24 protein-coding genes and 1 other RNA gene are annotated in these 23,699 nt (G+C 51.8%); 12 read left to right on the forward strand and 13 right to left on the reverse strand.

Going from position 1 to position 23,699, the window contains the following annotated elements; all coding sequences use genetic code 11:
* Positions 1 to 240 precede the first annotated feature (240 nt).
* Positions 241 to 486, forward strand: a complete 246-nt coding sequence (locus B5F35_RS03865; RefSeq protein WP_087238256.1) for a helix-turn-helix domain-containing protein — start codon at positions 241 to 243, stop codon at positions 484 to 486.
* A gap of 62 nt (positions 487 to 548) precedes the next feature.
* On the opposite strand, the gene B5F35_RS03870 is transcribed toward B5F35_RS03865, so the two are convergent.
* The 6 genes from B5F35_RS03870 to B5F35_RS03895 form a co-directional block, all read right to left on the reverse strand.
* Entirely contained in the window at positions 549 to 1,895 is a 1,347-nt protein-coding gene (locus B5F35_RS03870; protein ID WP_087238258.1) for an ABC transporter permease, read from the reverse strand.
* On the reverse strand, positions 1,892 to 3,778 hold the full coding sequence (locus B5F35_RS03875) for a COG1361 S-layer family protein (RefSeq protein WP_087238260.1): 1,887 nt from the start codon (positions 3,776 to 3,778) through the stop codon (positions 1,892 to 1,894). The genes B5F35_RS03870 and B5F35_RS03875 overlap by 4 nt, the downstream gene beginning before the upstream one ends.
* On the reverse strand, positions 3,775 to 4,512 hold the full coding sequence (locus B5F35_RS03880) for an ABC transporter ATP-binding protein (protein ID WP_087238262.1): 738 nt from the start codon (positions 4,510 to 4,512) through the stop codon (positions 3,775 to 3,777). Before B5F35_RS03880 ends, B5F35_RS03875 begins: the two co-directional genes overlap by 4 nt.
* 134 nt (positions 4,513 to 4,646) lie before the next feature.
* The gene (locus tag B5F35_RS03885) at positions 4,647 to 5,171 is read right to left on the reverse strand and encodes an immunoglobulin-like domain-containing protein (protein ID WP_087238264.1); all 525 of its coding nucleotides are present in this window, start codon (positions 5,169 to 5,171) and stop codon (positions 4,647 to 4,649) included.
* A gap of 201 nt (positions 5,172 to 5,372) precedes the next feature.
* The gene (locus tag B5F35_RS03890; protein ID WP_162611322.1) at positions 5,373 to 5,945 is read right to left on the reverse strand and encodes a Crp/Fnr family transcriptional regulator; all 573 of its coding nucleotides are present in this window, start codon (positions 5,943 to 5,945) and stop codon (positions 5,373 to 5,375) included.
* 219 nt (positions 5,946 to 6,164) lie between these two features.
* Complete coding sequence (locus tag B5F35_RS03895) at positions 6,165 to 6,773, reverse strand: sugar O-acetyltransferase (protein WP_140401137.1); 609 nt, start codon at positions 6,771 to 6,773, stop codon at positions 6,165 to 6,167.
* A 286-nt stretch (positions 6,774 to 7,059) separates the two neighbouring features.
* Between B5F35_RS03895 and B5F35_RS03900 the strand changes: the two genes are divergently transcribed.
* Positions 7,060 to 7,890 (forward strand): prohibitin family protein, encoded by an 831-nt coding sequence (locus B5F35_RS03900; protein WP_087238268.1) that lies wholly within the window; start codon positions 7,060 to 7,062, stop codon positions 7,888 to 7,890.
* 70 nt (positions 7,891 to 7,960) lie between these two features.
* Here B5F35_RS03900 and B5F35_RS03905 read toward each other — a convergent pair whose 3' ends face one another.
* A complete protein-coding gene (locus tag B5F35_RS03905) occupies positions 7,961 to 8,872 on the reverse strand; it encodes a helix-turn-helix domain-containing protein (protein WP_087238269.1) in 912 nt (303 codons plus the stop codon).
* Positions 8,873 to 9,107: 235 nt separating this feature from the next.
* Between B5F35_RS03905 and B5F35_RS03910 the strand changes: the two genes are divergently transcribed.
* The 4 genes from B5F35_RS03910 to B5F35_RS03925 all read left to right on the forward strand — a co-directional run bounded on the left by B5F35_RS03910 (position 9,108) and on the right by B5F35_RS03925 (position 13,259).
* Complete coding sequence (locus tag B5F35_RS03910) at positions 9,108 to 10,076, forward strand: sugar phosphate isomerase/epimerase family protein (protein WP_087238271.1); 969 nt, start codon at positions 9,108 to 9,110, stop codon at positions 10,074 to 10,076.
* Positions 10,077 to 10,124: 48 nt separating this feature from the next.
* Complete coding sequence (locus B5F35_RS03915; RefSeq protein WP_087238273.1) at positions 10,125 to 11,174, forward strand: Gfo/Idh/MocA family protein; 1,050 nt, start codon at positions 10,125 to 10,127, stop codon at positions 11,172 to 11,174.
* A 68-nt stretch (positions 11,175 to 11,242) separates the two neighbouring features.
* Positions 11,243 to 12,070: a sugar phosphate isomerase/epimerase family protein gene (locus B5F35_RS03920; RefSeq protein ID WP_087238274.1), complete on the forward strand. Its 828-nt coding sequence runs from the start codon at positions 11,243 to 11,245 to the stop codon at positions 12,068 to 12,070.
* Positions 12,071 to 12,107: 37 nt separating this feature from the next.
* Positions 12,108 to 13,259, forward strand: coding sequence for a Gfo/Idh/MocA family protein (locus B5F35_RS03925; protein ID WP_087238276.1), 1,152 nt, complete (start codon positions 12,108 to 12,110; stop codon positions 13,257 to 13,259).
* 62 nt (positions 13,260 to 13,321) lie between these two features.
* On the opposite strand, the gene trxB is transcribed toward B5F35_RS03925, so the two are convergent.
* Positions 13,322 to 14,236, reverse strand: coding sequence for a thioredoxin-disulfide reductase (gene trxB / locus B5F35_RS03930; protein ID WP_087238278.1), 915 nt, complete (start codon positions 14,234 to 14,236; stop codon positions 13,322 to 13,324).
* Between the two features lie 1,453 nt (positions 14,237 to 15,689).
* On the opposite strand from trxB, the gene B5F35_RS03935 reads away from it, so the two are divergent.
* From B5F35_RS03935 to dcd, 5 genes are all read left to right on the forward strand, one after another.
* Entirely contained in the window at positions 15,690 to 15,992 is a 303-nt protein-coding gene (locus B5F35_RS03935; protein ID WP_087238280.1) for a DUF1292 domain-containing protein, read from the forward strand.
* Positions 15,993 to 15,997: 5 nt separating this feature from the next.
* A non-coding RNA gene (gene ssrS / locus B5F35_RS03940) (6S RNA) lies at positions 15,998 to 16,185 on the forward strand.
* 177 nt (positions 16,186 to 16,362) lie between these two features.
* Positions 16,363 to 17,238 carry a DegV family protein gene (locus B5F35_RS03945; RefSeq protein WP_087238282.1) on the forward strand — a complete coding sequence of 292 codons (876 nt, stop codon included), beginning with the start codon at positions 16,363 to 16,365 and terminating at the stop codon, positions 17,236 to 17,238.
* A 33-nt stretch (positions 17,239 to 17,271) separates the two neighbouring features.
* Positions 17,272 to 18,147 carry a DegV family protein gene (locus B5F35_RS03950; protein WP_087238284.1) on the forward strand — a complete coding sequence of 292 codons (876 nt, stop codon included), beginning with the start codon at positions 17,272 to 17,274 and terminating at the stop codon, positions 18,145 to 18,147.
* Between the two features lie 11 nt (positions 18,148 to 18,158).
* Positions 18,159 to 18,683, forward strand: coding sequence for a dCTP deaminase (dcd, locus tag B5F35_RS03955; RefSeq protein WP_087238286.1), 525 nt, complete (start codon positions 18,159 to 18,161; stop codon positions 18,681 to 18,683).
* Between the two features lie 70 nt (positions 18,684 to 18,753).
* Here the strand turns inward: dcd and B5F35_RS18655 are convergent, their stop codons facing one another.
* Positions 18,754 to 18,906, reverse strand: coding sequence for a hypothetical protein (locus tag B5F35_RS18655; RefSeq protein ID WP_162611323.1), 153 nt, complete (start codon positions 18,904 to 18,906; stop codon positions 18,754 to 18,756).
* 73 nt (positions 18,907 to 18,979) lie between these two features.
* Here B5F35_RS18655 and B5F35_RS03960 point away from each other — a divergent pair, with 73 nt between their 5' ends.
* Complete coding sequence (locus tag B5F35_RS03960) at positions 18,980 to 20,299, forward strand: MobA/MobL family protein (protein ID WP_242969390.1); 1,320 nt, start codon at positions 18,980 to 18,982, stop codon at positions 20,297 to 20,299.
* Between the two features lie 23 nt (positions 20,300 to 20,322).
* Here B5F35_RS03960 and B5F35_RS03965 read toward each other — a convergent pair whose 3' ends face one another.
* The 4 genes from B5F35_RS03965 to B5F35_RS03980 form a co-directional block, all read right to left on the reverse strand.
* The gene (locus B5F35_RS03965; RefSeq protein ID WP_087238288.1) at positions 20,323 to 21,507 is read right to left on the reverse strand and encodes a winged helix-turn-helix domain-containing protein; all 1,185 of its coding nucleotides are present in this window, start codon (positions 21,505 to 21,507) and stop codon (positions 20,323 to 20,325) included.
* 15 nt (positions 21,508 to 21,522) lie between these two features.
* On the reverse strand, positions 21,523 to 22,086 hold the full coding sequence (locus B5F35_RS03970) for a GNAT family N-acetyltransferase (protein WP_087238289.1): 564 nt from the start codon (positions 22,084 to 22,086) through the stop codon (positions 21,523 to 21,525).
* Positions 22,087 to 22,148: 62 nt separating this feature from the next.
* On the reverse strand, positions 22,149 to 23,057 hold the full coding sequence (locus B5F35_RS03975) for a helix-turn-helix transcriptional regulator (protein WP_087238291.1): 909 nt from the start codon (positions 23,055 to 23,057) through the stop codon (positions 22,149 to 22,151).
* 158 nt (positions 23,058 to 23,215) lie between these two features.
* Positions 23,216 to 23,593, reverse strand: coding sequence for a TnpV protein (locus tag B5F35_RS03980; RefSeq protein ID WP_087238293.1), 378 nt, complete (start codon positions 23,591 to 23,593; stop codon positions 23,216 to 23,218).
* Between the last annotated feature and the right edge of the window lie 106 nt (positions 23,594 to 23,699).

A 23,699-nucleotide genomic window follows, 5' to 3' on the forward strand; every position in this document is an offset into this window, starting at 1 on the left:
GGGCCTCTGCCGGTGGGAAACGCCCCTTCAGGGAAAATTTTGTTTGGAAATCTTCTAAAAATATTCAGGACAGTTTCTTGTGTTTTGGTGAAAAAGCATTTATAATAAACGTAACCGAACAAGCTGAAAACCGTTTCCCGTCCGCACATCCCCGGTCCGCGCCGGAAAGGCGGGGCGCGTTTGAGGAAAACGGCTGTTTTGCCGTACAGGCATGAGTTATCTTCTGGGGAGTGATACACTTTGAGATTACGCAAGCAGGCTCTGGGCAACCGCAATCTGGTCGGCGCCCGCGTGGAGCAGGCGCGCAAGGAGCTTGGCATGAAGCAGAAGGAGCTTCTGGCCCAGCTTCAGGTCAATGGCGTCGACATGAACGCCTCCGCCCTTTCCAAACTGGAGGGGCAGGTGCGCTGCGTCAACGATTTTGAGCTCGTCGCGCTTGCCAACATCCTGAACGTCTCCGTGGACTGGCTGTTGGGCCGCGCTTAATCATACCGATCAAGAAACAGGGACCTTCGCCGGGAAACTTCCCGCGCAAAGGTCCCTGTTTTTTATTCCTGCTTGATGGCGGTGAGAGCACTGATCTTGACGGCGCGGTTCGCGGGCAGGATCCCGCTGAGCACGCCCACTCCCACGGCGAACACCACAGACCCGGCAGCCAGCCACGGCGGGATCACCGAGATCGGCGTACCGGTGGACATCATGCCGAGCATCCCGCCGAGAACGTTTCCGTCACCGGAGGAAGCAAAATAATTGATGACGGCGGACGCGGCATAGCTGATCACCAGACCCACCAGACCGCCCATCAGGCCGATCATGCCGGCCTCCATGAGAAACATCACGCGGATATTTCCCACCACACAGCCGAGCACCTTCATCACACCGATCTCGCGCGTGCGCTCGTAGATGGACATGATCATCGTGTTGATGATTCCCAGCGCCGCGACGATGAGCGACACCGCTCCAATACCGCCAAGCACCAGCTGAATCATATTCATCATTTCCTCCACGGGCCCGCGCACATTTTCCATGCTGTAGGTATCCGTGAAGCCCATATCATGGATGGCTGTCTCCAGCTCCTGCACATACTCCACACTCTCCGCCTTGATAACCGCCTGCGAATAATTGAGCCCCTTGTTCTGCGGATCGGTCCGGACCTTGTTCGCCTTGTTATACTGCTCCGTCAGCTCTTTGGCCAGCGAGATATCGATAAATGCGGAATAGCTCGTGGGCGGGTTGCGGGAATAATCGGAGGTCAGAAGGGCCGTGCTTTGCAGGCGGATTGGCCTGCCGTACAGCTCCCCTTCATTTGTAAGGACCTGGACCTCCAGCTTGTCGGAAAGCGGATCCACATAGGGATCCGGGATATTTCCGTTCGCGTCCGGATACTGGTTGACCCGGTTGTTGGACTTCTTCTTCGTGTTATAGAAGGAATAGAGTGATTCCCGGCTGAACAGGATGGTATTGCCCACCTGTGATTCATCCGGGAAGGCGCCATCATCGAGCGTGTATCCCATCTTTTCCAGAGCAGTGAGATCCAGACCGTACACCATGCCGTCATAGCGGTATTTGCCGCTGGAAATGGCGCAGGCGCCCCAGGGGAGATCGTAGATCGGTGTCACGGCTGTGACATGCTCCAGCGAACGGATCGACTCAATCGCCGCGTCGTCCAGCTTCGTCCCCTCCGCGCTCTGGTTATAGTTGTAGATCTGAATCATGGTGATATCGCCCATCTGCTGAAGCGACTGGTTCATGCCCTCCGTCAGGCCAAGGCCGATGGAAAGCATCACCACGATGGCGCAGGTGCCAATCAGCACGCCCGCCACCGTCAGGCAGGTGCGCACCTTTCGCTTGAGCAGGTTTTTCAAGCTCATCGCCATCATGTCCTTGATTTTCATGGCTGAGATTCCTCCTGATTTCCGGACTCTTCTCCGGGAAGGGCGGGCGAAGAGGAAGTCGTATCCACCGGCTGGGGCAGCACGAACTCACCGTCGCCGTCATCCTCCAGCTCTTCCAGCAGATGCATCCTCTTGGCCCGGCGTTTCTTCAGAACCACCACAACAATCAGCGCGATCACACCCGCGCCCGCCACGGCAATCAGCACGATCCCCCATACAGGGAAACCGCCCTCTCCGGCCATACTGGGATCCATGCCCGGGTCCATGCCGGGATCCATACCGGGGTCCATGCCGGGATCCACGTACATATTTTCCATAACCTCACAGGTAAAGGTCTGCTCCTGCGTTTTTTGCACGCCGGTGGAATCCTCATAGGTAAAGATGATCTTTCCCTCCATGGTGCCCACTTCATTGGGGGAAAGCGTTATGTCGATGTAATCGCCCGTGCCGGACTCCACGTTTCCAATATAGGAGGTGGAGCCTTCCATGGCGGTGAAATTCCCCTCCACCGAAGCGGAAAGGTTATAGATGGTGCTCTTGCCCTGGTTGACATAGTTGGCGGAGAGATACACACTGTCCCCGAGCATGACCGGGCCGTAAATCTCTCCCAGCGTGACGGTGAAGCGGTCCTCCTGCGTAATCGGGATGGAGAAGGTCACGGTATCCGTGGCAGAGGTGTGATCCTTGCCGTAGACATAGTCGAAAGCCACCTGCATGCTGTAGGAATTCGGTTCCGCGTCTACCTTGGGCAGAAGGGTAATCTTTTCCTGCACCGACTGCCCGGGAGCAATGCTCTCGATGTAGAAGGTGCTGGAAGAGTTTGCCGGGGTAAAGGCCGCGCCCGCGCCCGCGTCATTGGTGACGGACGACACCTTGATCACGGCGTTTTCGATCGTTTGGTTGCGGCTGGTGTTTTTGAAATTCATGGTCAGCTCAAATTCCTTGCCGCCGAGCACCGCCTGCCCGCCGTAATCGTAGCTTTCCAGAATGATGACCGGCTTCATCTCCGTGGGCTGCTCAGAGGAGGGGGACTCGCTTTCCGTGCCTGCCGTTCCGGTGACATAAACGAAAGCGTTTGTCGTCTTTTCCGCCACCTCATCGGAGGATACGGCAATCGGGATGCTGACATTGCCCGTCGTCATGGAAGCCGCGCAGATCATCGGGAAGGTCACCGTGGCTGTAGCGCCCGCCGCAAGCGAATCTATCACCTGTGCGTTCAGCTTTCCGTTGACTGTAATCTGCTCAAGCGTCGGCAGGACGACGGCAACATTGTTGCACGCCGTCTGGCCGTTGTTTTTAATGGTAATGGCCAGATCAAAGGTGTTGCCCTCTCGCAGATCCTGCTTATTGACGGAGTAATTCTCCACCATCAGCCCGGACTTTTCCTCGGGAGATTCGGAGGAAGTTCCCTCCTCGACCACACATTCCGTGATCGTTTTCTGCCCATAGGCGCGGTAGCTGCTTCCATCTGATCTCTCCCAAGTAACAGTAAATTTCAGTGTCGCAGGCGAACGGCCTGTGTTGGTCATATACTGCTCTGGAATATAAATGGAAAATTTATCCTCGCCTCCATTTTCCTCATCGCCAGTAGTAGAAGATAAGGTGAAAGTTTTCTGCGAAAGAGCAACACCAGATGCGCTAACTGTTACCTTGTCTCCATCCGAAGGTACATATTCACCTGTATTGGAAAAATCAAAATAAAAGGTTGCACCGAATGGCATCCCCTTTGCAACGGAAGTAACACCGTCCAGCTGGTAGCTGATCTTCATTCCCTCTACATTGGTGTATGCCGCCTCTACCGGGAACTGAGGGAACAGTCCCAGCGTCAAAAGCAGAGCGAGAGCAAGCGCCAGCGCTCCCCCCGCAAATTTTCTCTTTTTCATGCCTGCGCCTTCCTTTCCTCCTCATTTGCCGCGCCCCCCGCGGGCTGCGGCGCCAAACGGCTGTCGTAACGGACAAGACCGTCATGGATCTCAATCAGCCGATCGCCGAACCGGGCGATCTCCCGGTCATGCGTGACGACGATGAGCGTTTCGTGATAACGGCGGGCCAGCCCCACCATGATCCCCATTACCTCGCGGCTTGTTTTGCTGTCAAGGTTTCCTGTGGGCTCGTCGGCAAAGATGATCTTCGGATGTGAGACAAACGCGCGGGCAATTCCCACACGCTGCTGCTGGCCGCCGGACATCTGCGTCGGTTTATGGGACATTCTCGTTCCCAGGCCCACGGCCTTGAGCATCTTGGTCGCCTCCTGCATGCGCTTGCCCTTCCCTGTGCCGCGAAACACCAGGGGCATCGCGACGTTTTCAAGCGCCGTCAGCGTTGGCAGCAGATTATACGACTGGAACACAAAGCCGATGTTCTTTTGGCGGAACAGCGCCCACTGCTTTTCCGAGAAGCCGGTGACGTCCGAACCCGCAATCACAATTTTTCCCCGGCTGGGCTTTTCCAGCCCCGCCATGATGTTGAGCAGCGTGGATTTTCCGGAACCGGAGGTGCCGAGGATACAGCAGATTTCCCCTTCCTCGATCGCGAGGGAAACTCCTCCCAATGCCACAATACGCTCCCTGTCTACCCGGTATACCTTGCGCACGCCCTGCACACTGATCAGGCTCATTTTTTCGCCTGCCTTTCTTCCTCTGTTCCTCAGTCCCGCACCAATTTGCGGTTCACCCCGATTCTAGCATATTCCTCCAAAAAAAGCTTTACAAATGAACGAATTGTAACTATTCTATTTTTTTCCTACTCCCACTATTCCAAAACAAACGGTGCGCGGAGCGTTTTGGTATCATAATCAGCGGTTTCCCGAAAATCCGAAAAATCCTTGCATACGCGATATTCTCCAGTGGAAAGCTCCCCGTAGATCCACTCCCAGTTCACTGTTTTTTCCACTGTTTCCCCCATGGGAACAAGATACCCCTCCGCCGTCCAGGCAATGTTGGACGCAACATAGGGCACGGCTTCCCATTCTCCGTCCTCCAGACGTTCCAGAAAAAAATCGCTGCCTGTTTCCAGCTCTCCTGTGGGAGAACCGCCGCTCTGCTCCCAAATCAGCGTAGCTCCGGTGGGAGTGGCGTCGCGCACGGTAAAGGTCAGGCCCCATTCGGAAACGGTCCCCTCGTCTCCGCTGTCCAGGTCCATCTGTTCCTCCTGCATGGACAGAACAGGCTGGGAAACCGCGCCGTCCGCCGCAGGCGTTTCTTCCTTTCTCATGCAGCCGCAAATACAGCCGCAAAGCGCCAATAAACAGCATGCCGCCAACAAAAGCTTTTTCATGATTTCTCCTCTCCCTCCATCCTGCCCGCCGCACAGCCAAGCAGCCGCAAAAATAATCATAGATTCTGTATAGAATAGACGCGCCACAACGGGAAAAAGTTACAGATTTTAGGAAAAAAACAAATTATTTTTCTCGTGGATCGGACGCACCCCCTTTCCGCTTTCACGAAAAGGGGGTGCGTCAACCGTATTTCTTCCGTTTTACTGTTCTCTGAGCTCCCGCCGGAGACGGCTGAGCGTCACGGGAGTCATGTTGAGAAAAGAAGCAACATATTTCCCGCCCACCAGATCAATCAGGCCCGGATGTGTTTCACAGAACCACTGATACCGCTGCATGGCTGTATATTGATACAGCATGGTTTTCATTTTCCAGTGATAGCGCAGGGAATCGACCAAAAAGCGGTTATAAAGCTCCAACAGCTCAGGGTATTGCTTGAACAGAGACAGCAGCTCCGCGATGGGAACCGACAGACACACGCCTCCGCTCAGTGCCATTACACTGATGCAGGAAACCTCATCAAACCCAAGGCAGGTCATCAGCGGCGTACCGCTCCGATAGGACAGGCAGTCGGTAATTTCCTTTCCATTGGCATCGAGGAAATAGCCCCGAAAGACACCGCTCACAAGAAAGAAGGCATCGTAAACCGGATCCCCCTCCCTCACCAGAAGCTCTCCACGCTTTACTGTAAAGATCTTTGCACATGCACACAGCGCCGCAATAAGCTCGTTTCCCTGCAAGCCATATACATTTGTAAAAAATTCCCGAATTTCCAAGCTGACACCCCTTGGCGCACAGCCGCTCCCGGATCCGCGGCTCGCCGCCCGGTTTTTTGCTGCATCGCTTTTTATTCTATTATAGCACATTCCGTAAGTACAAAATAGAAAATGGTGAATTTTGGGGAATCATACAAATCTTTTCCCTGTTCTCAGCTTATGACAGGCATAATTTCTGTTTCCGTGCACATTTGCCTGAAAAGAGACGAAAACGCTGGCTCAGGAAAGAGAAAAATCAATCTTTTGTCCGCCGCGGTAATACTCGTTGTCCCGTTCGGTAATTTCACGCAGAACACGGCACGGAACGCCGACCGCCACCACATTGGCCGGGATATCGTGCGTCACCACGCTGCCCGCACCGATCACGCTGTTCTCCCCAATGGTTACACCGGGAAGAATAATTGACCCCGCTCCGATCCACACATTGTCCTTGATATGCACCGGCAGATTGTATTGTACCGCGTGGCGGCGCAGTTCGGGGGAAATCGGATGCGTGCCTGTATCGATCGTCACATTCGGCCCAATCATTACACAGTTTCCAATGTATACATGGGTATCATCGACCAGAGTAAGGTTGAAATTTGCATAGACATTGTTGCCCAGATGCGTAAATTTCCCCCAGTTGGCGTGAAGCGGCGGTTCAATGTAACAGCCCTCGCCCACTTCAGCAAACAGCTTTTTCATCAGCGCCTCACGGGCCGCCCCCTGCGACGGCCGCGTCGCGTTGAAATCATAAAGGATTTCCAAACATTTCGTCTGATCCGCTATCAGGGAAGCGTCCTGCGTATCATACAGCTCTCCCGTATGCATTCTTTCCCGGTTGTTCATCTGCGTTCCTTCCTTTCACATATTTGGATTCCAAGCCGCCGGGCTTTTTCCCCATTATAATGCCTTCTTTCCCCGAACACAAGCGGGAATATGGAAGCGGACGCAGCGGACAGCCGCCATTGCCCAAACAAAGCAAAATCCGTTCAAAACAGGCAAATTCCGCCGTTGCACCGCAGGGGGCGTTTCGCTATAATGATGCTCAAGATCCCACACAGAAGCATCCGGAACACCGCGCGGGCGGCTGTGAGGGAAAGCAGATGGAGAATGACATTAGAGGAGAAAAGCAATGAAAAATCTGAAAAAAATTATCATCCCGGTTCTTGTGGCCGCAGCTGTGCTCATTGTGGGCGCAAGCTCTCTGCACGCCGTACCGGCGGGACACAGCGGCGTTGTCACGCGCTTCGGCGCTGTGGACGATGTGGTGCTGAGCGAGGGCCTGCATGTGGTCGTCCCCTTCGTCACCCGCGTCATCGACATGAACAATCAGGTAACAAAGGCTGAGGTCGTTTCCGCGAGCGCTTCGAAGGATTTGCAGACAGTCAACAGCACTGTCGCGCTCAACTACCGCATCGACGGCATGAGCGCTGCGAGCGTCTATAAAAACATCGGCACGAATTACGAAAACGTCGTAGTCATCCCGGCCATTCAGGAAGCCGTCAAATCCGTGATGGCACAGTACACCGCTGAGGAACTGATCACCATGCGCCAGACCGTCGGCTCCGAAATGCAGCAGGAGATCTCCGACAAACTTGCGCCCTATGGGTTTTCCACACAGAGCGTAAATATTGTGGATTTCCAATTCTCCGAGGAGTTCAACGCCGCCATTGAGGCGAAGCAGACAGCCCAGCAGAACGCCCTGAAGGCGGAGCAGGATCTGGCCCGCGTCAAGGTGGAGGCTGAGCAGAAAATTACCGAAGCCGAGGCTGAGGCCGAGAGTTACCGCCTGAAATCGCAGGAACTCACCGACGAAATGATCAAGATGGAATTCATCGACAAGTGGGATGGCAAGCTTCCCGTCGTGGTATCGGACGGCCAGTCGCTGTTCAATCTGGACTCCCTGCTGGACAGCCAGAGCACCGGTTCCGCTTCGTCCGGCACTTCCACCGCCCAGGAATAAATCATAGCAGAAAAAGGCGTTCCCTTCCGGCACCAGGCCTGGAGAGGGAACGCCTTCTCTTTGCGCGTGTTTACTCACTCATTTCTTCCCCGGTTGTCTCACCGCTGCCCGGATCCCTGCGGGAAAGGACGCCGCCGGAAAGATAAAACGGGTTGTGCAGCATGTCGTCCGGCTCCCTGCCGCGCTTTTCCTTCAGATATTCACTTGGGGAAATCCCAAAGGATTTTTTAAAGCTGCGGTAAAAGGTGCGCATACTCTCAAAGCCGGAATTCATGGCGGCGCTCGTCAGGGACGCGGATTCCTGTGTGAGCAGCAGCGCTGCGCTGCGGCAGCGCAGAGTGTTGATATATTCCGGAATCCCGCAGCCGAAATACGCATGGAAAAGATGGGAAAACCGGCTTTTGCTGTAACCAAATCTGGCCGCCAGCGTTTCCAGCGTCACATCAAAGCGGTAATGCTGATCGAGGTATTGCAGGATATCGCGCGCCAGAAACGCATCGGTCCCTTCCTCGTTTTCCGTCAGCCCCAGGCAGTCTGTGAGAATCCCCAGCACCGTATAAAGATACCCCTTTGTGAGAAGCTCCGGCGGATTCCCGCCCTTCATGGTGCACAGCCCTGTCAGCTTCTCCAGGCTGTGCAGCAGCTCGCTCTGCGGATCCGGATCGTCCCAGATCAGGCGGCAGAACGTCCTGCGGGCAATCAGCTTGCGGAAGGAGGGAACATAGTCGAGCGGCACGGTCAGGACGATGGAGCCCGAGCTTTTCGGGGTGCTGAAATAGTGCACAGTATAGCTTGGAGCAACGATCACCTGTCCCGCCCGCGCTGTCCCGCCGTGGCCGTTGAGCACATAGTCCAAGCTCCCCTCCGTCACATAGGTGATTTCCACACAGCTGTGGAAATGAGGGAAGCAGGTATTGTTCACCGAACGCCAGCAGGAGGGGGTTTTTTCCACATCCCTGGAATGTTCATAGTAGCCGTCCATATTGTCACCTTCCGCCGGACACCTCCCCGCCGGAAGGTGATAGCAATTTTTGTCACAAAAACATATCACATTGACACGACAAATTCGTTCCTCTTTATTATAATGCAGGTGTATGGTAAGTCAACAGCCTTCGGGAAAAAGAGGGCTGTCAAAAGCGTGCCGGGCCATGCGGGAAATCCCGTCACAGAGCCTGGGCATCATAAAGCTTCCAATGGTGAAAGGAGTTGTCTTTGTCATGAAATTAGGTGTGATGACAGTTCTGCTGGGAGATTTGTCCCTGGACGAAACCCTGAAATATCTCAAATCCCTCGGTGTGCAGGAAGTAGAGATCGGCTGCGGCGGCACGCCCGGCACGGCTCACGCCGACGCTGTCAAATTCATGGAGCACCCGGAGCTGATTGAGCAGTTCCAGGAAACCGTCGCAAAATATGGGATCGGTGTGGCGGCTCTCTCCTGCCACGGGAACCCCGTCCACCCGAACAAGGAGATCGCCCGCTCGTATCACGAGCAGTTTGAAGCGGCCATCTGCCTTGCGGAAAAGCTCGGCGTCAAGACGGTCGTGGGCTTCTCCGGCTGCCCCGGCGACTGCGATGATTCCCAGTATCCGAACTGGGTTGTGGCCACCTGGCCGGACGACTTCCAGAAAATCAAGGAATGGCAGTGGAACGAAAAGCTGATCCCCTACTGGAAGAAGGAAGCCAAATTTGCCGAGGAGCACAACGTGCACCAGATCGCTTTTGAGATGCACCCTGGCTTCTGCGTCTACAACCCCGGCACGCTGCTCCGCCTGCGCGAGGCTGTCGGCCCCGTGATCGGCGCGAACTTTGACCCCTCTCACCTGTTCTGGCAGGGAATTGACCCCGTGGCGGCGATCCGCGCGCTCAAAGGGGCCATCTACCACTTCCACGCCAAGGATACGGCGATCGATCGCTACAACTGCGCAGTCAACGGCGTGCTTGACACGACTCCCTTTGACCGCATTCCGGAGCGCTCCTGGAGCTTCCGCACCATCGGCTATGGCCACGGCGAGGACGTTTGGAGAGCGATTTTCAGCGAGCTGCGGCAGACCGGCTATGACGGCATCATTTCCATCGAGCATGAGGACGGCCTGATGACCACCCGTGAGGGCCTGGAAAAGGCCATTGAGGTGCTCAAGCGCACCATTATCTTCGAGGAGCGCCAGGGCGGCATGTACTGGGCCTGATTCCCCTCCAAAGATTTCCCACACAGAGTCAGAAAGGAAGTTTCTTTCATGTATACGATTGCAATCATCGGCTACGGCGGCATGGGCGGCTGGCACGCCAAGCAGCTTCTCTCCCTGCCGGAGGAATTCCGCCTTGCCGGTATTTATGATATCAACTCCGAGCGGATCGAGGCCGCCGAAAAGGACGGCATCCATGGATACCCGACGCTCGACGCGCTGCTCTCCGATCCGGAAATCCGCACCGTTATCCTTGCGGTGCCGAATAATTTCCACAAGCCGCTGTCCATCCAGGCCATGCGGGCGGGCAAGAATGTGATCTGCGAAAAGCCCGTGATGATGAACGCCGCGGAGTTGGAGGAAGTTATCGCCGTTTCCAAGGAGACGGGACGGCAGTTCTCCGTGCACCAGAACCGCCGCTGGGACAAGGATTTCCTGATGGTCAAAAAGCTGATCGAGGACGGCTCCATCGGCAAGCCGTTTTACATCGAATCGCGTGTGCAGGGCAGCAAGGGGATTCCCGGCGACTGGCGCTGTGTACGCGAAGCGGGCGGCGGCATGCTGCTTGACTGGGGCGTACATCTGATTGATCAGCTGATGTATCTGATCGACAGCCCCGTGACCGAGGTTTACGCCCATCTGCTTTCCGTTAAATTCCCCGGTGTGGACGACAATTTCAAGCTGATGATGCGCTTCCACAACGGCCTGTCCGCTCTGGTGGAGGTTGACACCTATACTTTCATCAACCTGCCCCGCTGGCACGTCTCCGGCGACAGCGGCACAGCGCAGATCGACGACTTCTCCTGCACGGGACGCATCGTGCGCGCCCGCACAGAGGAAATGCGCTGGGAGCCCGGCATTGTCTACACGGTGGCAGGCCCCACCCGCACCATGGCCCCCCGCCCGAAGGAGAGCATTGAGGAGCTGCCGCTGCCCGCGCTGGAAAGCGACGCCCGCGATTATTACCGCAATTTCCGCGACGCGGACGAAGGAAAAGCCCCGCTGGCTGTCACGCCGGATCAGGCTCTGCGCGTGATGCGTGTCATCGACGCGGTGTTTGCCTCGGCAGAAAAAGGGACTTCCATCTCTCTGCATATCTGATTTCGTTTTCTGAACAGAAAACAGCATAGATGCTTATATCGATTATTTGGGAAAAGGAGTTGTCAAACATGAAACAGTTCCCCATCGCGCTTCAGCTGTATTCCGTCCGCGAGGATCTGGAACAGGACTTTGAAGGCACGCTCAAAAAGGTCAAAGCACTTGGCTATGACGGCGTGGAGTTTGCCGGCCTGTACGGCAAAGCCCCCGCAGAGATCAAGGCTCTGTGCGAAAAGCACGGGCTCACACCGATCTCTGCGCATGTCCCGTTTGTCGACATGATGGCCGACCCTGACAAGGTGCTGGGCGATTATGCCGCCATCGGCTGCCGCTTTGTTGCGATCCCGTACCTGACGGAGGAATACCGCCCCGGCACGGATGGTTTCCAGAAAACCATCGAGGGCGCGCGCCTGCTGGGCGAGACGGCCAAGAAGCTCGGCATGCAGCTTCTGTACCACAACCACGATTTTGAGTTCGTAAAGATCGACGGCAAATACGCGCTGGACGTGCTTTATGACACCGTTCCCGCTGATCTGCTGCAAACGGAAATTGACACCTGCTGGGTGAACGTCGGCGGTGAGAATCCCGCTGCCTACGTCCGCAAGTACACAGGGCGCGCCCCCATTGTCCATCTGAAGGACTTCTTCCTCTCCGGCAAAAAGCCGGATCAGATGTATGAGCTGATCGGCATCGAATCCGAGAAGAAGGAGGAGGAAGAGAAAACCTTCGAATTCCGCCCGCTCGGCAAGGGATTGCAGGACTTCCCGGCCATTCTGGCCGCTTCCGAGGAAGCCGGAGCACAGTGGGTTGTCGTGGAGCAGGACGCTCCCAGCATGGACAAGACTCCCATGGAGTGCGCCGAAATCAGCATCCAGTATCTGAAAACCCTGATTCGATAATCCAGATTACAGAGACAAGAAAGAGAGGAATCGCACTATGTCTGATACCGTTTTGAACCAGTTCACTCCTCCCACCGAAGAGGAGGCTATCGACACCTCCCGCAAGCTCAAGGTCGGCATCATCGGCACCGGCTGGATTGCGGAATCCCACATGGAAAGCTACAAGCAGATGCCCGACGTGGAGATTGTCGCCGCTGCCGACCTGATCCCCGGCAAGGCAGAAAAATTCTTCCAGCGCTATGGCGTGGAGGGTGTGCGCCTGTATCCCGATCACAAGGCCATGCTTGACGCGGAGGCCGCTAATCTCGACGCTGTCAGCATCTGCACCTACAACGCCACGCATGCGGAATGCACCGTCTATGCGCTGCAAAAGGGCGTGAACGTCCTTCTGGAAAAGCCCATGTGCGTCACGATGGAGGAAGCCGAGGCGATTGTCAAGGCGGAGAAGGAGAGCGGCAAGCTGCTTTCCATCGGCTTCCAGCCCCGCATGGATGACAACATGAAGATGATCAAGAAGATCGTCGAATCCGGCGAGCTCGGTAAGATCTATTACATCCAGACCGGCGGCGGCCGCCGCCGCGGCATCCCGAACAGCACCTTCATCGAGAAGAAAACGGCGGGCATCGGTGCTCTCGGCGATATTGGCTGCTATTCCCTGGACATGGTGCTCAACGCCATCGGCTATCCGAAGCCGCTGACCGTCACGGGCTATACCTCCAGCTTCTTCGGCACCAACCCGATGTACAACAACCCGGCTGACGCCGCCCGCTTCAATGTGGACGACTTTGCTGCCGCGTTCATCCGCCTGGAAGGCGACATTATTCTCGACTTCCGTATTGCGTGGGCCATGCACGTTGACACTCCCGGTGATACCATCATCATGGGCACAAAGGGCGCTCTGCGCATCCCGTCCACGGAGTGCTGGAACGGTACCGTCGGCGGCCCCATGACGCTGTATCGCGACGTGGCAGGCGAGCAGACTCAGACAACCATCCCGCTGTGCCCGGAGGGAGATTCCTTCGGCGGTCTCTTCTACAAGAAGATCCGCTCCTTCCTTGACGCTGTCAAGAACGGCACGGAGGCTCCCGTCCCCACCAGCCAGATTCTTTACAACCAGGCTATCATCTCCGGCATTCAGAAATCCGCTGAGCTTGGCCGTGAGATTACGATCGAGATTCCCGAAGTATAAGAGAAAAGCAGAACCAGAACGGGCCCCAGTCGCATGACCGGGGCCCGTTCTGGTTCTGTTTGTCAGTTTGCCGATTCAATAAAATGGGAGGCCATGGCGCCGTCCGCAACCGCCGTGACGACCTGGCGCAAGGGCTTACGCCGAACGTCACCCACGGCAAAAACGCCGGGGATGTTTGTGCGGGTGGTTTCATCCGCCTCAACATAGCCGTTTTCATCCAGCGTGACGGAATCCGCAAACAAAGCGGTATTCGGAACATTGCCGATTGCCACAAAGATTCCCGAGCAGGGAATATCCTGCGTTTCGCCCGTATTCTTATTCTTGACCCGCAGGCCGGTAACAGCGTTTTCGCCAAGAATCGCCTCGGGAAGCGTATCCCAGAGGATCGTGACATTCTTGCATTCCTGCAGGGGCTTGAGATAAGATTTGGAAGCCCGAAGCGTATCGCGGCGATGGATGATCGTGACCTTCTCGCAAAGCTTGGAGAGGTAAAGCGCATCGGCGGCCGCTGTATTGCCGCCGCCCACCACGACAACCTCCTTGCCGCGGTAAAACATGCCGTCACAGGTGGCGCAGTAGGACACACCGTGTCCCCGCAGCTCACGCTCATGTGCAAGGCCCAGCTCACGGGGAGATGCGCCGGTGGCCAGCACGACCGCCTTGCCCTGATACTCACCGGAGGAGGTTTTCACCGTTTTGACCGGGCCTTCCAGGGAAAGGGAAGTCACACGCTCCAAACGTGTCACCGCACCGAAACGCTCCGCGCTTCTCTGCATCTGCATGGCAAGCTCAAAGCCATTGATTCCTTCCGGAAAACCGGGATAATTATCGATCTGGTCGGTGGTCCCCATCTGCCCGCCCGGAGCTATTTCCTCCAGTACAAGCACCGAGAGAGCCGCCCGTCCACAATAAAGCGCTGCTGTATATCCGCCCGGACCGCCGCCCACAATGATGACGTCCCAAATCTTATGTTCCATGCTGAATTCCGCCTTTCTGCGTCCCATTGGGACTTGGTGGTTTCAGTATAGCAAAAACAAAGGCGGAAAAAAGTGATTTCCTCTCTTGACAGGAAAAATTTACAATTTCTTCACATCTGCCACACAGTTTCCAGACAGATCAAAGGAGCCCCGGCTGTACCGGCCGGGGCTCCCATTTATCTTTTATCTCTGCATGGGTCTCATCCGTTTCCAGTCATTCTTACAAAATCGGAAGAATGTTGCTGTAACTACTTTTAATTCTCCGCTTATGATAATACAAACTTCTCCTTCGAAGCTTTTTCAGTTCACCGCTTGGATTCTTTTGTTTCCGGTCTGCTTTCTGCCGAAAGCCGTTGCCGTAACGATTAAATATCACTGCTGGGAACAACGCTTCTTCTTTGAAGCTTCTATAGATTCAACGCATGGGAGTCTTTGTTTCCGGTCGTTTCCTTTTGGAAAATCGTTGCCGTAACACAATTCGTCACCGCTGGGAGAAAATCCACTCCTTTTCCGGAGCTTCCGTTTTATCATCGCATGGGAATCAGTTTGTTTCCAGTCATTCTTACGAAGAATGTTGCTGTAACGACTTAAATTCTACGCTGGGGAAATATCCTTACTTCCTTACAGAAGCGAAATAATCAGTACATGGGATTCACCTAAGAAAAGATTTCAGAACCTTTTGCGTGCTTGGCTATTTTCCAGAATTACCGCACTCTTTTTGTCTGCGAAACTCACAAATGGTTTCATGCTTTTCCAAAAGCAACAACTGGGTTTTTGAAAATAGATCACGCTATTCTGCAAACCTTTGATTTTTTGAGACCATTCTCAGAAACTGCACTGGATTAATGTCCCGTTCCTTTCTGTTATAATGGTTCAATCAAAATCTGCGTTGTACTTTGGACTCATTCCTTATCTCAAAAATTTGGGATTCCTATTTACGGCCTCCCGGTTTTTCCTTTTCCGAATAACCCGCAATACATACCTCTATGCCTTTGCTGCTATTCCTTTGGTATTCACCGTTCCAGCCGCGTTTTTTCGGAAAGCTGTCCTTTTATCTCAGCAGACGCAGCCCGTCAGAGCAACGCCTGCCGGATACTGCTGCGGATTATTGTCCATCGGACTGCACCCCTTTCTTTTTCATATACACAAAAGCGAGTGGTACAATTACAGACACTTCCTCTTTTGCTTCTCCGCCCCAAAAGAACTTTGTTATTGCAAAACCCCTTTGTTTCACTTGGCGAACTTGCTTTTGTCTGTCTCTTCTTGTCTCTCTTTCTTTTCTGTGACTATACTATACTATAGATTTCGCGCCTTGTCAAGAGGTTTTTCTGAAAAAATTCTAAAAAGTGTAAAAAAACTAGTTATTTTTACTTTCTCAGATTTTACAGTTGACTTCGCGGCAAATCGCATGTACAATACATACGAAAGAGTTCTTAGAAAGGAGCTGCCTTTTATGAATGAAGACTTCAGCGCGGATCTGCTCACGCTCGTGGACGAGGACGGTCAGGAGCATGAGTTTGAGATCCTTGACATCATAGAGAACGACGACGGCTGCTTCTATGCCCTGCTCCCCACTTTTGACGACCCGCAGGAGCAGGTGGAATCCGAAGGAACGTATTACATCTTCCAGGCCTTTGAGGAAGACGGCGAGCAGCAGCTTGCTGAGGTGGAGGACGAGGATCTGCTGGATCGTCTGGCCGCCGAGTTCGAGGCCCATTTCGACGAGATGTTCGAGGAAGAGGGTTCCGAAGAATAATGCAGGATTTCCTGCCTGGTTCGCGGACTTGCGTATGATAACCCTACACTTTTAATTCGGGAGCTTAGCTCCGGCGGGGGACTGCAGACCTCCCGGCTTTGCCGGAAGAAGGGAGCGAGAAACCGTTGGGCGGGCACCCACCTGCTTACCGTAGGCAGGTTATTCTCACACATTACGGCCAGGCGGGGTCTCTTTGAACGATTAGGCTCCCCTCCTTCTGGGAGGGGAGCTTTTTCTTCCTCTATTTTCAAACAACCCCCGGAAACGGTGGACAGCATCCGAAAAAAAGGGTATAATAAACAGAAAAGATCCGGCTGTATCCGGCTTTCCTGCCCTTTTCGGACTCCAGCAAAATGAGAGGAGCTTTTTCATGATGGACTATAAAATCATCACGGATTCCAACTGCGACTTTACCCCTGCCCTGATCGATGAGCTTGATGTGCAGGTCATCCCGATGGAGTTTGTCATCGGGGAAAAGGTGTACCGCAATTACCCCGACGAGCGCGATATGAGCGCGAAGGAATTTTACAGCCGCATCCGGAGCGGCGAGGTTTCCACCACCAACCAGATCAACACCGCTACCTTTATCGATGTGTTTACCCCCGTGCTCAACGCGGGGCGCGATATCTTCTATATGGCATTTTCCTCCGGCCTCTCCGGCACCTACAACAGCGCCTGTATGGCGGCGGAGGAGCTGCGCTCGCGCTTTCCGGAGCGCACGGTGATTGTGGTCGACACGCTGGCCGCCTCCATGGGCGAGGGCCTTCTGGTTTACTACGCCGTGCAGCAGAAGCGCGCCGGACTGTCCATGCAGGAGCTTGAGCAGTGGGTGATTGACAACCGGAACCATCTGGCACACTGGTTCACCGTGGACGACCTCAACCACCTCAAGCGCGGTGGGCGCGTCAGCGGCACGGCGGCCTTCTTCGGCACCATGCTCGGCATCAAACCTGTGCTGCACGTGGACAACGAGGGCCATTTAATCCCGGTGGAGAAGGTGCGCGGACGCCGCCAGTCGCTTGACGCTCTTGTGAAGCATATGGGCAAAACAGCCCAGCTGGAAAACGCGAAAACCGTGTTTCTCAGCCACGGAGACGCACAGCAGGACGCCGACTACGTTGCGGCACAGATTCAGGAAAAATTTCCGGGCACCAAGATTTACATCAATATGATCGGCCCTGTGATCGGCGCACATTCCGGCCCGGGAACCATCGCGCTGTTCTTCATGGCAGACAATAAAGATTGAATTGAAATTTCGGGAGAGGAGATCTGCCCTGCTATGGCAAGCTATCAGATTGTCACGGATTCCACCAGCGACCTGACTCCCAAGCTCGTGGAGGAGCTTGGAGTGGAAGTGATCCCTATGGAGTTTATTCTTGGGGATGAGGTGTATCACAATTACCCGGACGCCCGCGAAATGTCCAGCAAGGAATTTTATGCCCGCCTGCGCGCCGGGGAAATGTCCAAGACAAACCAGATCAACACCGTCACCTTTGTGGAAACCTTTGAGCCCTTCCTCCAGCGCGGTCTTGACGTCCTCTATATTGGTTTCTCTTCCTCACTCTCCGGTACCTATGAACGGGCTCTCGAGGCGATTGCCCAGCTCAAGAAAAAGTATCCGCAGCGGCGCGTTGTGCCGGTCGATTCGCTCGCCGTCTCCATGGGCGAGGGCCTTCTGGTCTATTACGCCGCTTTGAAGCAGCAGGCCGGGGCTTCCATCGACGAGGCCGCGGAGTGGGTCAGTGTGCACCGGTACAGCCTTTCCCAGTATTTTACCGTGGACGACCTCAACCATCTCAAGCGCGGCGGGCGTCTCTCCGCTGCCGCGGCTCTTTTCGGCTCCATGCTGGGGATCAAGCCGGTTCTGCGCATCGACGACGAAGGCCATCTGATCCCTGCGATGAAGGTACGCGGACGCCGCCAGTCGCTCGACGCTCTCCTGAATCAGATGGAAAAATCCATCCAGGATCCGGAAAAGCAAACGATCTTTATTGTTCACTGCGATGCCCCCGACGACGCCAAATACCTGTATAAGCAGGCAAAAAGCCGTGTAAAGCCCAAGGAAATCATTGTCAACGATCTCGGACCGATCCTGGGCGCGCACACCGGACCGGGCGGCATTGCGATCTTTTATCTGAGCGGGAACCGCGGCTGAGGAGGCCTTGCATGATTCTTTCCGGAAAAGAAATTGAACGGCATATCGGGGAAAAGATTGTGATCGAGCCCTTTGACCGCCGCCGTCTCAACCCCAACAGCTACAACCTGACGCTGGCTCCGGAGCTGTTGGTCTACGAAAACCAAGTGCTCGACATGAAAACTCCGAACCCCTGCCGCCATCTGGTTATCCCTGCGGAGGGGCTTAAACTGGAACCGAACCGGCTGTATCTGGGCCGGACCAACGAATACACGCGCACAGACGGCTTTGTCCCCATGCTGGAGGGACGCTCCTCCACGGGGCGGCTCGGCCTGTTCATCCATGTGACGGCAGGCTTTGGGGATGTGGGCTTCGCCGGATACTGGACACTGGAAATTTTCTGCGTTCAGCCGATTGTCATTTACCCAAACGTGGAAATCTGCCAAATTTACTATCACGATATTCACGGCGATTACGAGCCGTACCACAGCGGAAAATACCAGGACAACACCGGGATCCAGCCCAGCCTGATGTACCGCGACTTTGAACAGAAATAAGCAAAAAAATTCCCCTCGTGCAGAACGAACTGCACGAGGGGGATTTTTGCTGCCTGCTGATGATTTTAAATCAGGCAATTGTCACAACGGTGACGGGCTTGGGTGACTTGTTGATGTAGAAGCCGCAGGCGTCGCCGGGCTTGCCGGTGGCACGGATGCGGAAGAACCAGTCTTTGCTTTCGTTCTTCACGAATTCCACGGTAAACGAGGGAGATCCCGCCACAAACTCAGGCTTTTCGTTCGCGGTCAGTAACCGTCAAAACCTGCGGCGCATAGACAGGCATGAGAGAATAGTAGTGGGACGAACCGGAAATAGCCGGGAAGTTCCACTACTAAAGTTTCAGCGCAGCGGCGCAGAGGGCAAATGTATCGAAGCAAGGGAACTGATTATCGCCTTGCCCGAAATCTATACGCAATACGAGCCGCAGCAGGTACTCACGGACTTTACAGAGGAGTTCCGCAGGCGGTACGGTGTGGAGTGCGTGTCCGCCCTCCACCACAACAAGCGCAAGACGAATTATCATATCCATCTGATTTTCAGCGAGAGGAAACTGCTCCCCGAACCTGATGTGAAGGTTGCTTCCCGCAGCGTGTTCTTTGACGAGACTGGGAAGCGTGTCCGCACCAAAAAGGAAATCACGGGGGAGGACGGGCAGATACGGAAAGACTGTACCGTCATCAAAAAAGGCGAGGTATACGAAAGCCATCTGTTTACTGCCAAAGATACACGCTTTAAGGGAGAGCCTTTTCTCCGAGAGATAAAGGAAGTGTATACGGAACTTATCAACCGCCATATCTCTGATCCTGAGCAGCACTTAAAGGTATTTGATAAAAACAGCGTCTATCTGCCGACCAAGAAAATCGGCAAGAACAATCCCAAAGAGGACGAAATCAAAGCCGACAATGCCGCAAGGCAGAAATGGAACAGGACAGCGGATATGGCGTTATTATCAGGTATCTCCGAAGCAAAGATTTTAGAAGTCAAGCAGACAGAGATACACGAAAAGGCGAGCCAGTTTATCAAAAGCAAGGGCTGGCTGCCGGGTCTGTTCCGCAGTATCGTCAGCAAGGCAAAGGACTTCCTGCAAAACCTAATCCGTGAACACGATATGCCGCCGAAGCCTGTCCTTGAGATAGATATGGCAGAGTTCCGCACCATGCAAAAGCTGATGATAAAGGCACAGGATAAGGCGAAAGAAATCCGGCATTTGCAGGATACGGTACTTCCGAAGCTGAAACAGCAGCTCGCCGACACAAAGGGGATTTTCAAAGGTAAGGAGCGCAAGGCGCTCACAGAGCAGATACAGCGGACAGAAAAGGAAATCGCTGAAAAGCTGGATAAACTGCCCGATGTTCTGAAAGAGGACGGTTATCCCGATGTGCAGGCGTTCATGGCAACCTACCGCAAGGCGGAGGCTGTTGTGGAGCAGCACAACCGTGACCTTGCCGCATGGGAACGACAAGTCAGGGAAAAACAGAAACCCTCCCAAAATGAGCAGACAAAGCCGCCTAAACGGGAGAGCGTATTGAAACGCCTGCGCCAGCTTCAGGCAGAGGGCAGAGAGCGAAACCAGCCGAGACAGAGAAAGAAATCCTTTGACAGAGACAGCCGATAGGAACGAAAAACCGCCGCTATGGTTTACCCATGCGGCGGTGGTACACATCTGTATGCCTCATTAAATATTTCAAAGCGTTTAATGGTAGATACTACGTTTTTTTCTATATCTTTTGTCAATTCTATATTTGGCTCATACCATATATTAGAAACATTTAATTTTTTACATTTTCTGTCATATGTCATTTCTATTCTGCCAATAAATCTTTCTCCATAAAGAATTGGTAATACATAATATCCATATTTGCGTTCTGATGGAGGCGTATATATTTCCCATTTATAATCAAAGTCCCAAATAGCTTTTATCAAATTTCTGTCCCACATCATATTGTCTAAAGGGGCTATAAATTCACAACGCTTCTTTTCATGTTTTTTTCTTTTGATAAAATCAATAATCTTTATATCATCAGTAAGACAATATAATGAATCGTTAACATTTTCCGCTTTAATGGGAACGATACAGGATTCAGATAGAAGTTCAGTGAAAATATTGTTTCGCTCATTTGCTTTCAGACCTGAAATCCCAAGCCAGGCATCAGATGCCCGATTCCACAGTAAGCCTACAGAACCTATCCTTTGCAAAACACGCCATTTCTTATGCTTAAAATCACAGGGATATGGGTCTGCTTCGTTAAGAATATCTTCTGGTATGCACTTCTCAATCAAATCATAATATTTAATGTTTCCCTCCTTATGATGTATTGCCAGTTCCCCACTAAAATACATATGTTCAAGTGCTGCTCGTGAGAGTTTGGTTTTGCTCCAATACCAGTCAACCTTTTGAGAAAAATTTAAATCAGAAGAACAAAGTGGACCATTCTCTGAAATGGCAGCAATTATTTGGTCATGTACCTGCTGAATTTCATTGTAACTTCGTTCCCAATTACGATGACTTTCCCTTTGTCGTCCAAAATACTTCCAGTTCTCTATTGGAATAATGGATAGGTTTTTATCAAAATAATCCAGTAATTTCCTATCGGTATATAATAACTCAAATAGCATTTGTTTTGTAAAGCCACTGATTCTGGATTGCAAAACAATCTCTGCATTCTTTCCACACACATCAATCGGGTCGAATTGAATACATCCTGCCTGTCGGATGAAATCAAGAACGCCGCTTTTTCCGATAAATCTGTAGTCCCCTAATAGCCCCTGCTTGTATAGTATAAATTTTCGGACTTCACCTTTACTAAGATATATTTGATCCATTTTAAATCCCCGATTCTATTCTTGCAGAACATAATAATCAGTATAAATCTTTTTATCATGCCCTATCAATTTTTCCTTAGAAGCAACAAAACCCAACCGTAATATTGCCAATTTTCGTTCGGAGGCAAAGGAAGGAATTTTTATCGCAATTATCTGACATTTAAACAATTTAAATACTGATGGTATGATAAGCGATAGTATCTCAAAAATGTTTTCTTCCTGCTCATAATCGCTTCTCAGATCAAGCCTTAACAAACCACAATTATTAAAATAATCATCTGCTTTCCGATTAAATAATTCAATAGTTCCTATTGCTTTATTAACTGTTTTTGAAACAATAGTCCAACGAACAAACCCCTGTCTGTTATACTCCCAAACCCAATATTCAATCGCTTGTTCCATTCTGCTTTCAGTTGTATAGTGAAAATCATCTCCACCACAATTATCACTATTAAAGAATGGTACGGCTTTCTCATCAGAATATACTTTTAATAAATCTTCTTTGTCCTCTTTTCTTACCATTCTTAACATATAATTTTCATTCTCATATACAGGACATTTTTCATAAGGGTTAATCATAAGGTTACCTCCGTTTTTTATAAACACTATATCATAATATGTATGACAACAGTATGTCATAGTTATTTGTATAAAGAAATAATTTTTGAAGCTGCTTCAAAAAGTCGATTGCGAATCCCCTTTGGTTCAATTACTTCAACATCATCTCCCAAAGACAATAAAGTGCCGAACCAGAACTGCTCATTTTCTACTACCGTAAATTTCATGAATGTATCACCATTCGGCAAATATTCAATTACCATTCCTTTCAAATATTCTTGGACTCGTGATCGTGCCTTCTCTTTACATTTTACAAAAACATCCGTATATTGACGGGAGTCTGTTTTGTCAGATTTTTTCAAAATCATATCTGGGGTATCGTGTTCTTTTGTAAAAGGAGTATCTGTAATTTTTAAATTACTCATCCTTACAAGTTTATATGTACGGTAATCGTTTTTTACTTTAGAATAGGCAAGAAGATACCATGCGTACCACCGATATAGTACTGCAATAGGCTCTACACTGTGTGTGCGAGTTTCATTATTATTATTCGTATATATAAAATCTACCATACGTTTTTTTGCTATGGAAGTTTGTAACGCTTGCAAAGTAACTTGCTCGTCTTCTCGTAAAACAGAAAAATCCAATATAATGTTCATATCATTTTGCTTGTGAATATGAGATATTTTTTCTAATGTATGTTTTGCATTTACATCATTTGTAGCTGAAACCAATCCTTTGAGCGCAGCTAAGATATAAGAATAGTCATTTGAAGTAGCAAGGTGTTTATCAAGCCTAAATTGTGCGGATATTTCATAACCACCTGCCGCTCCGGCAACGGAAACAATCGGAATTCCTGAAAGACATAATGAATCAATATCTCGCTGTATAGTTCGCACGGAGACTTCAAAATGTTTTGCCAATTCATTGGCAGATGTTCTGCCATGATTAAGAAGATACACGGTTATCGCATAAAGACGTTCTATTTTCATTTGTTTGTTCCTTTCCTATAACTGAATTCCATTATACCTTAAAAATTCTTAGTAGTTCAATAAATAGCCGATATAAATAATTAGTAAAGACTTGACCACAAGATCACTACAATATAACCAAACGGCAGAAAACACATTAGTTTCCTGCCGTTAATTGATTAAGTGTAAATGATTTCTCTATCTATAATTTCTGTAGCACAGTTCCTTATGTTATCCATTCTCTGCTTCCATTCTAAGGCATTTTCCGCCTTTAGGTGCTCCGTGATACCCTGCGCCCGTTTCATCTGCTCTGTGAGCCTTTCCATGCGCTCCTGCGCTTGTTTATCTATATCGACAAGATAAGTATTCAGCCTGCCGCTTGTGAGCAGGGTTACGTAGGTGGCTCTGCAGTATTCTTTCAGATACCGCAAATGCCGCTGTCCCCACAAACCGATAGGCTGTTCTTTTTCGGCTGGCAAGATAAGACAAGGGATATAATAATCTCCTTGCAGTTCATACCACAGACCATTTTTATTATCGTAAATGTACTTGTCCATTGAAAAATCCTCCGTTATAATATATTCGCACATACATCACAGTTTTCCGATTGCCACACACTGTTATAACACACTGTTATATCTTGTTATGAGATTTTCTTGCCCT

Source organism: Anaeromassilibacillus sp. An200, assembly GCF_002160025.1.
Lineage (GTDB): Bacteria > Bacillota > Clostridia > Oscillospirales > Acutalibacteraceae > Caccousia > Caccousia stercoris.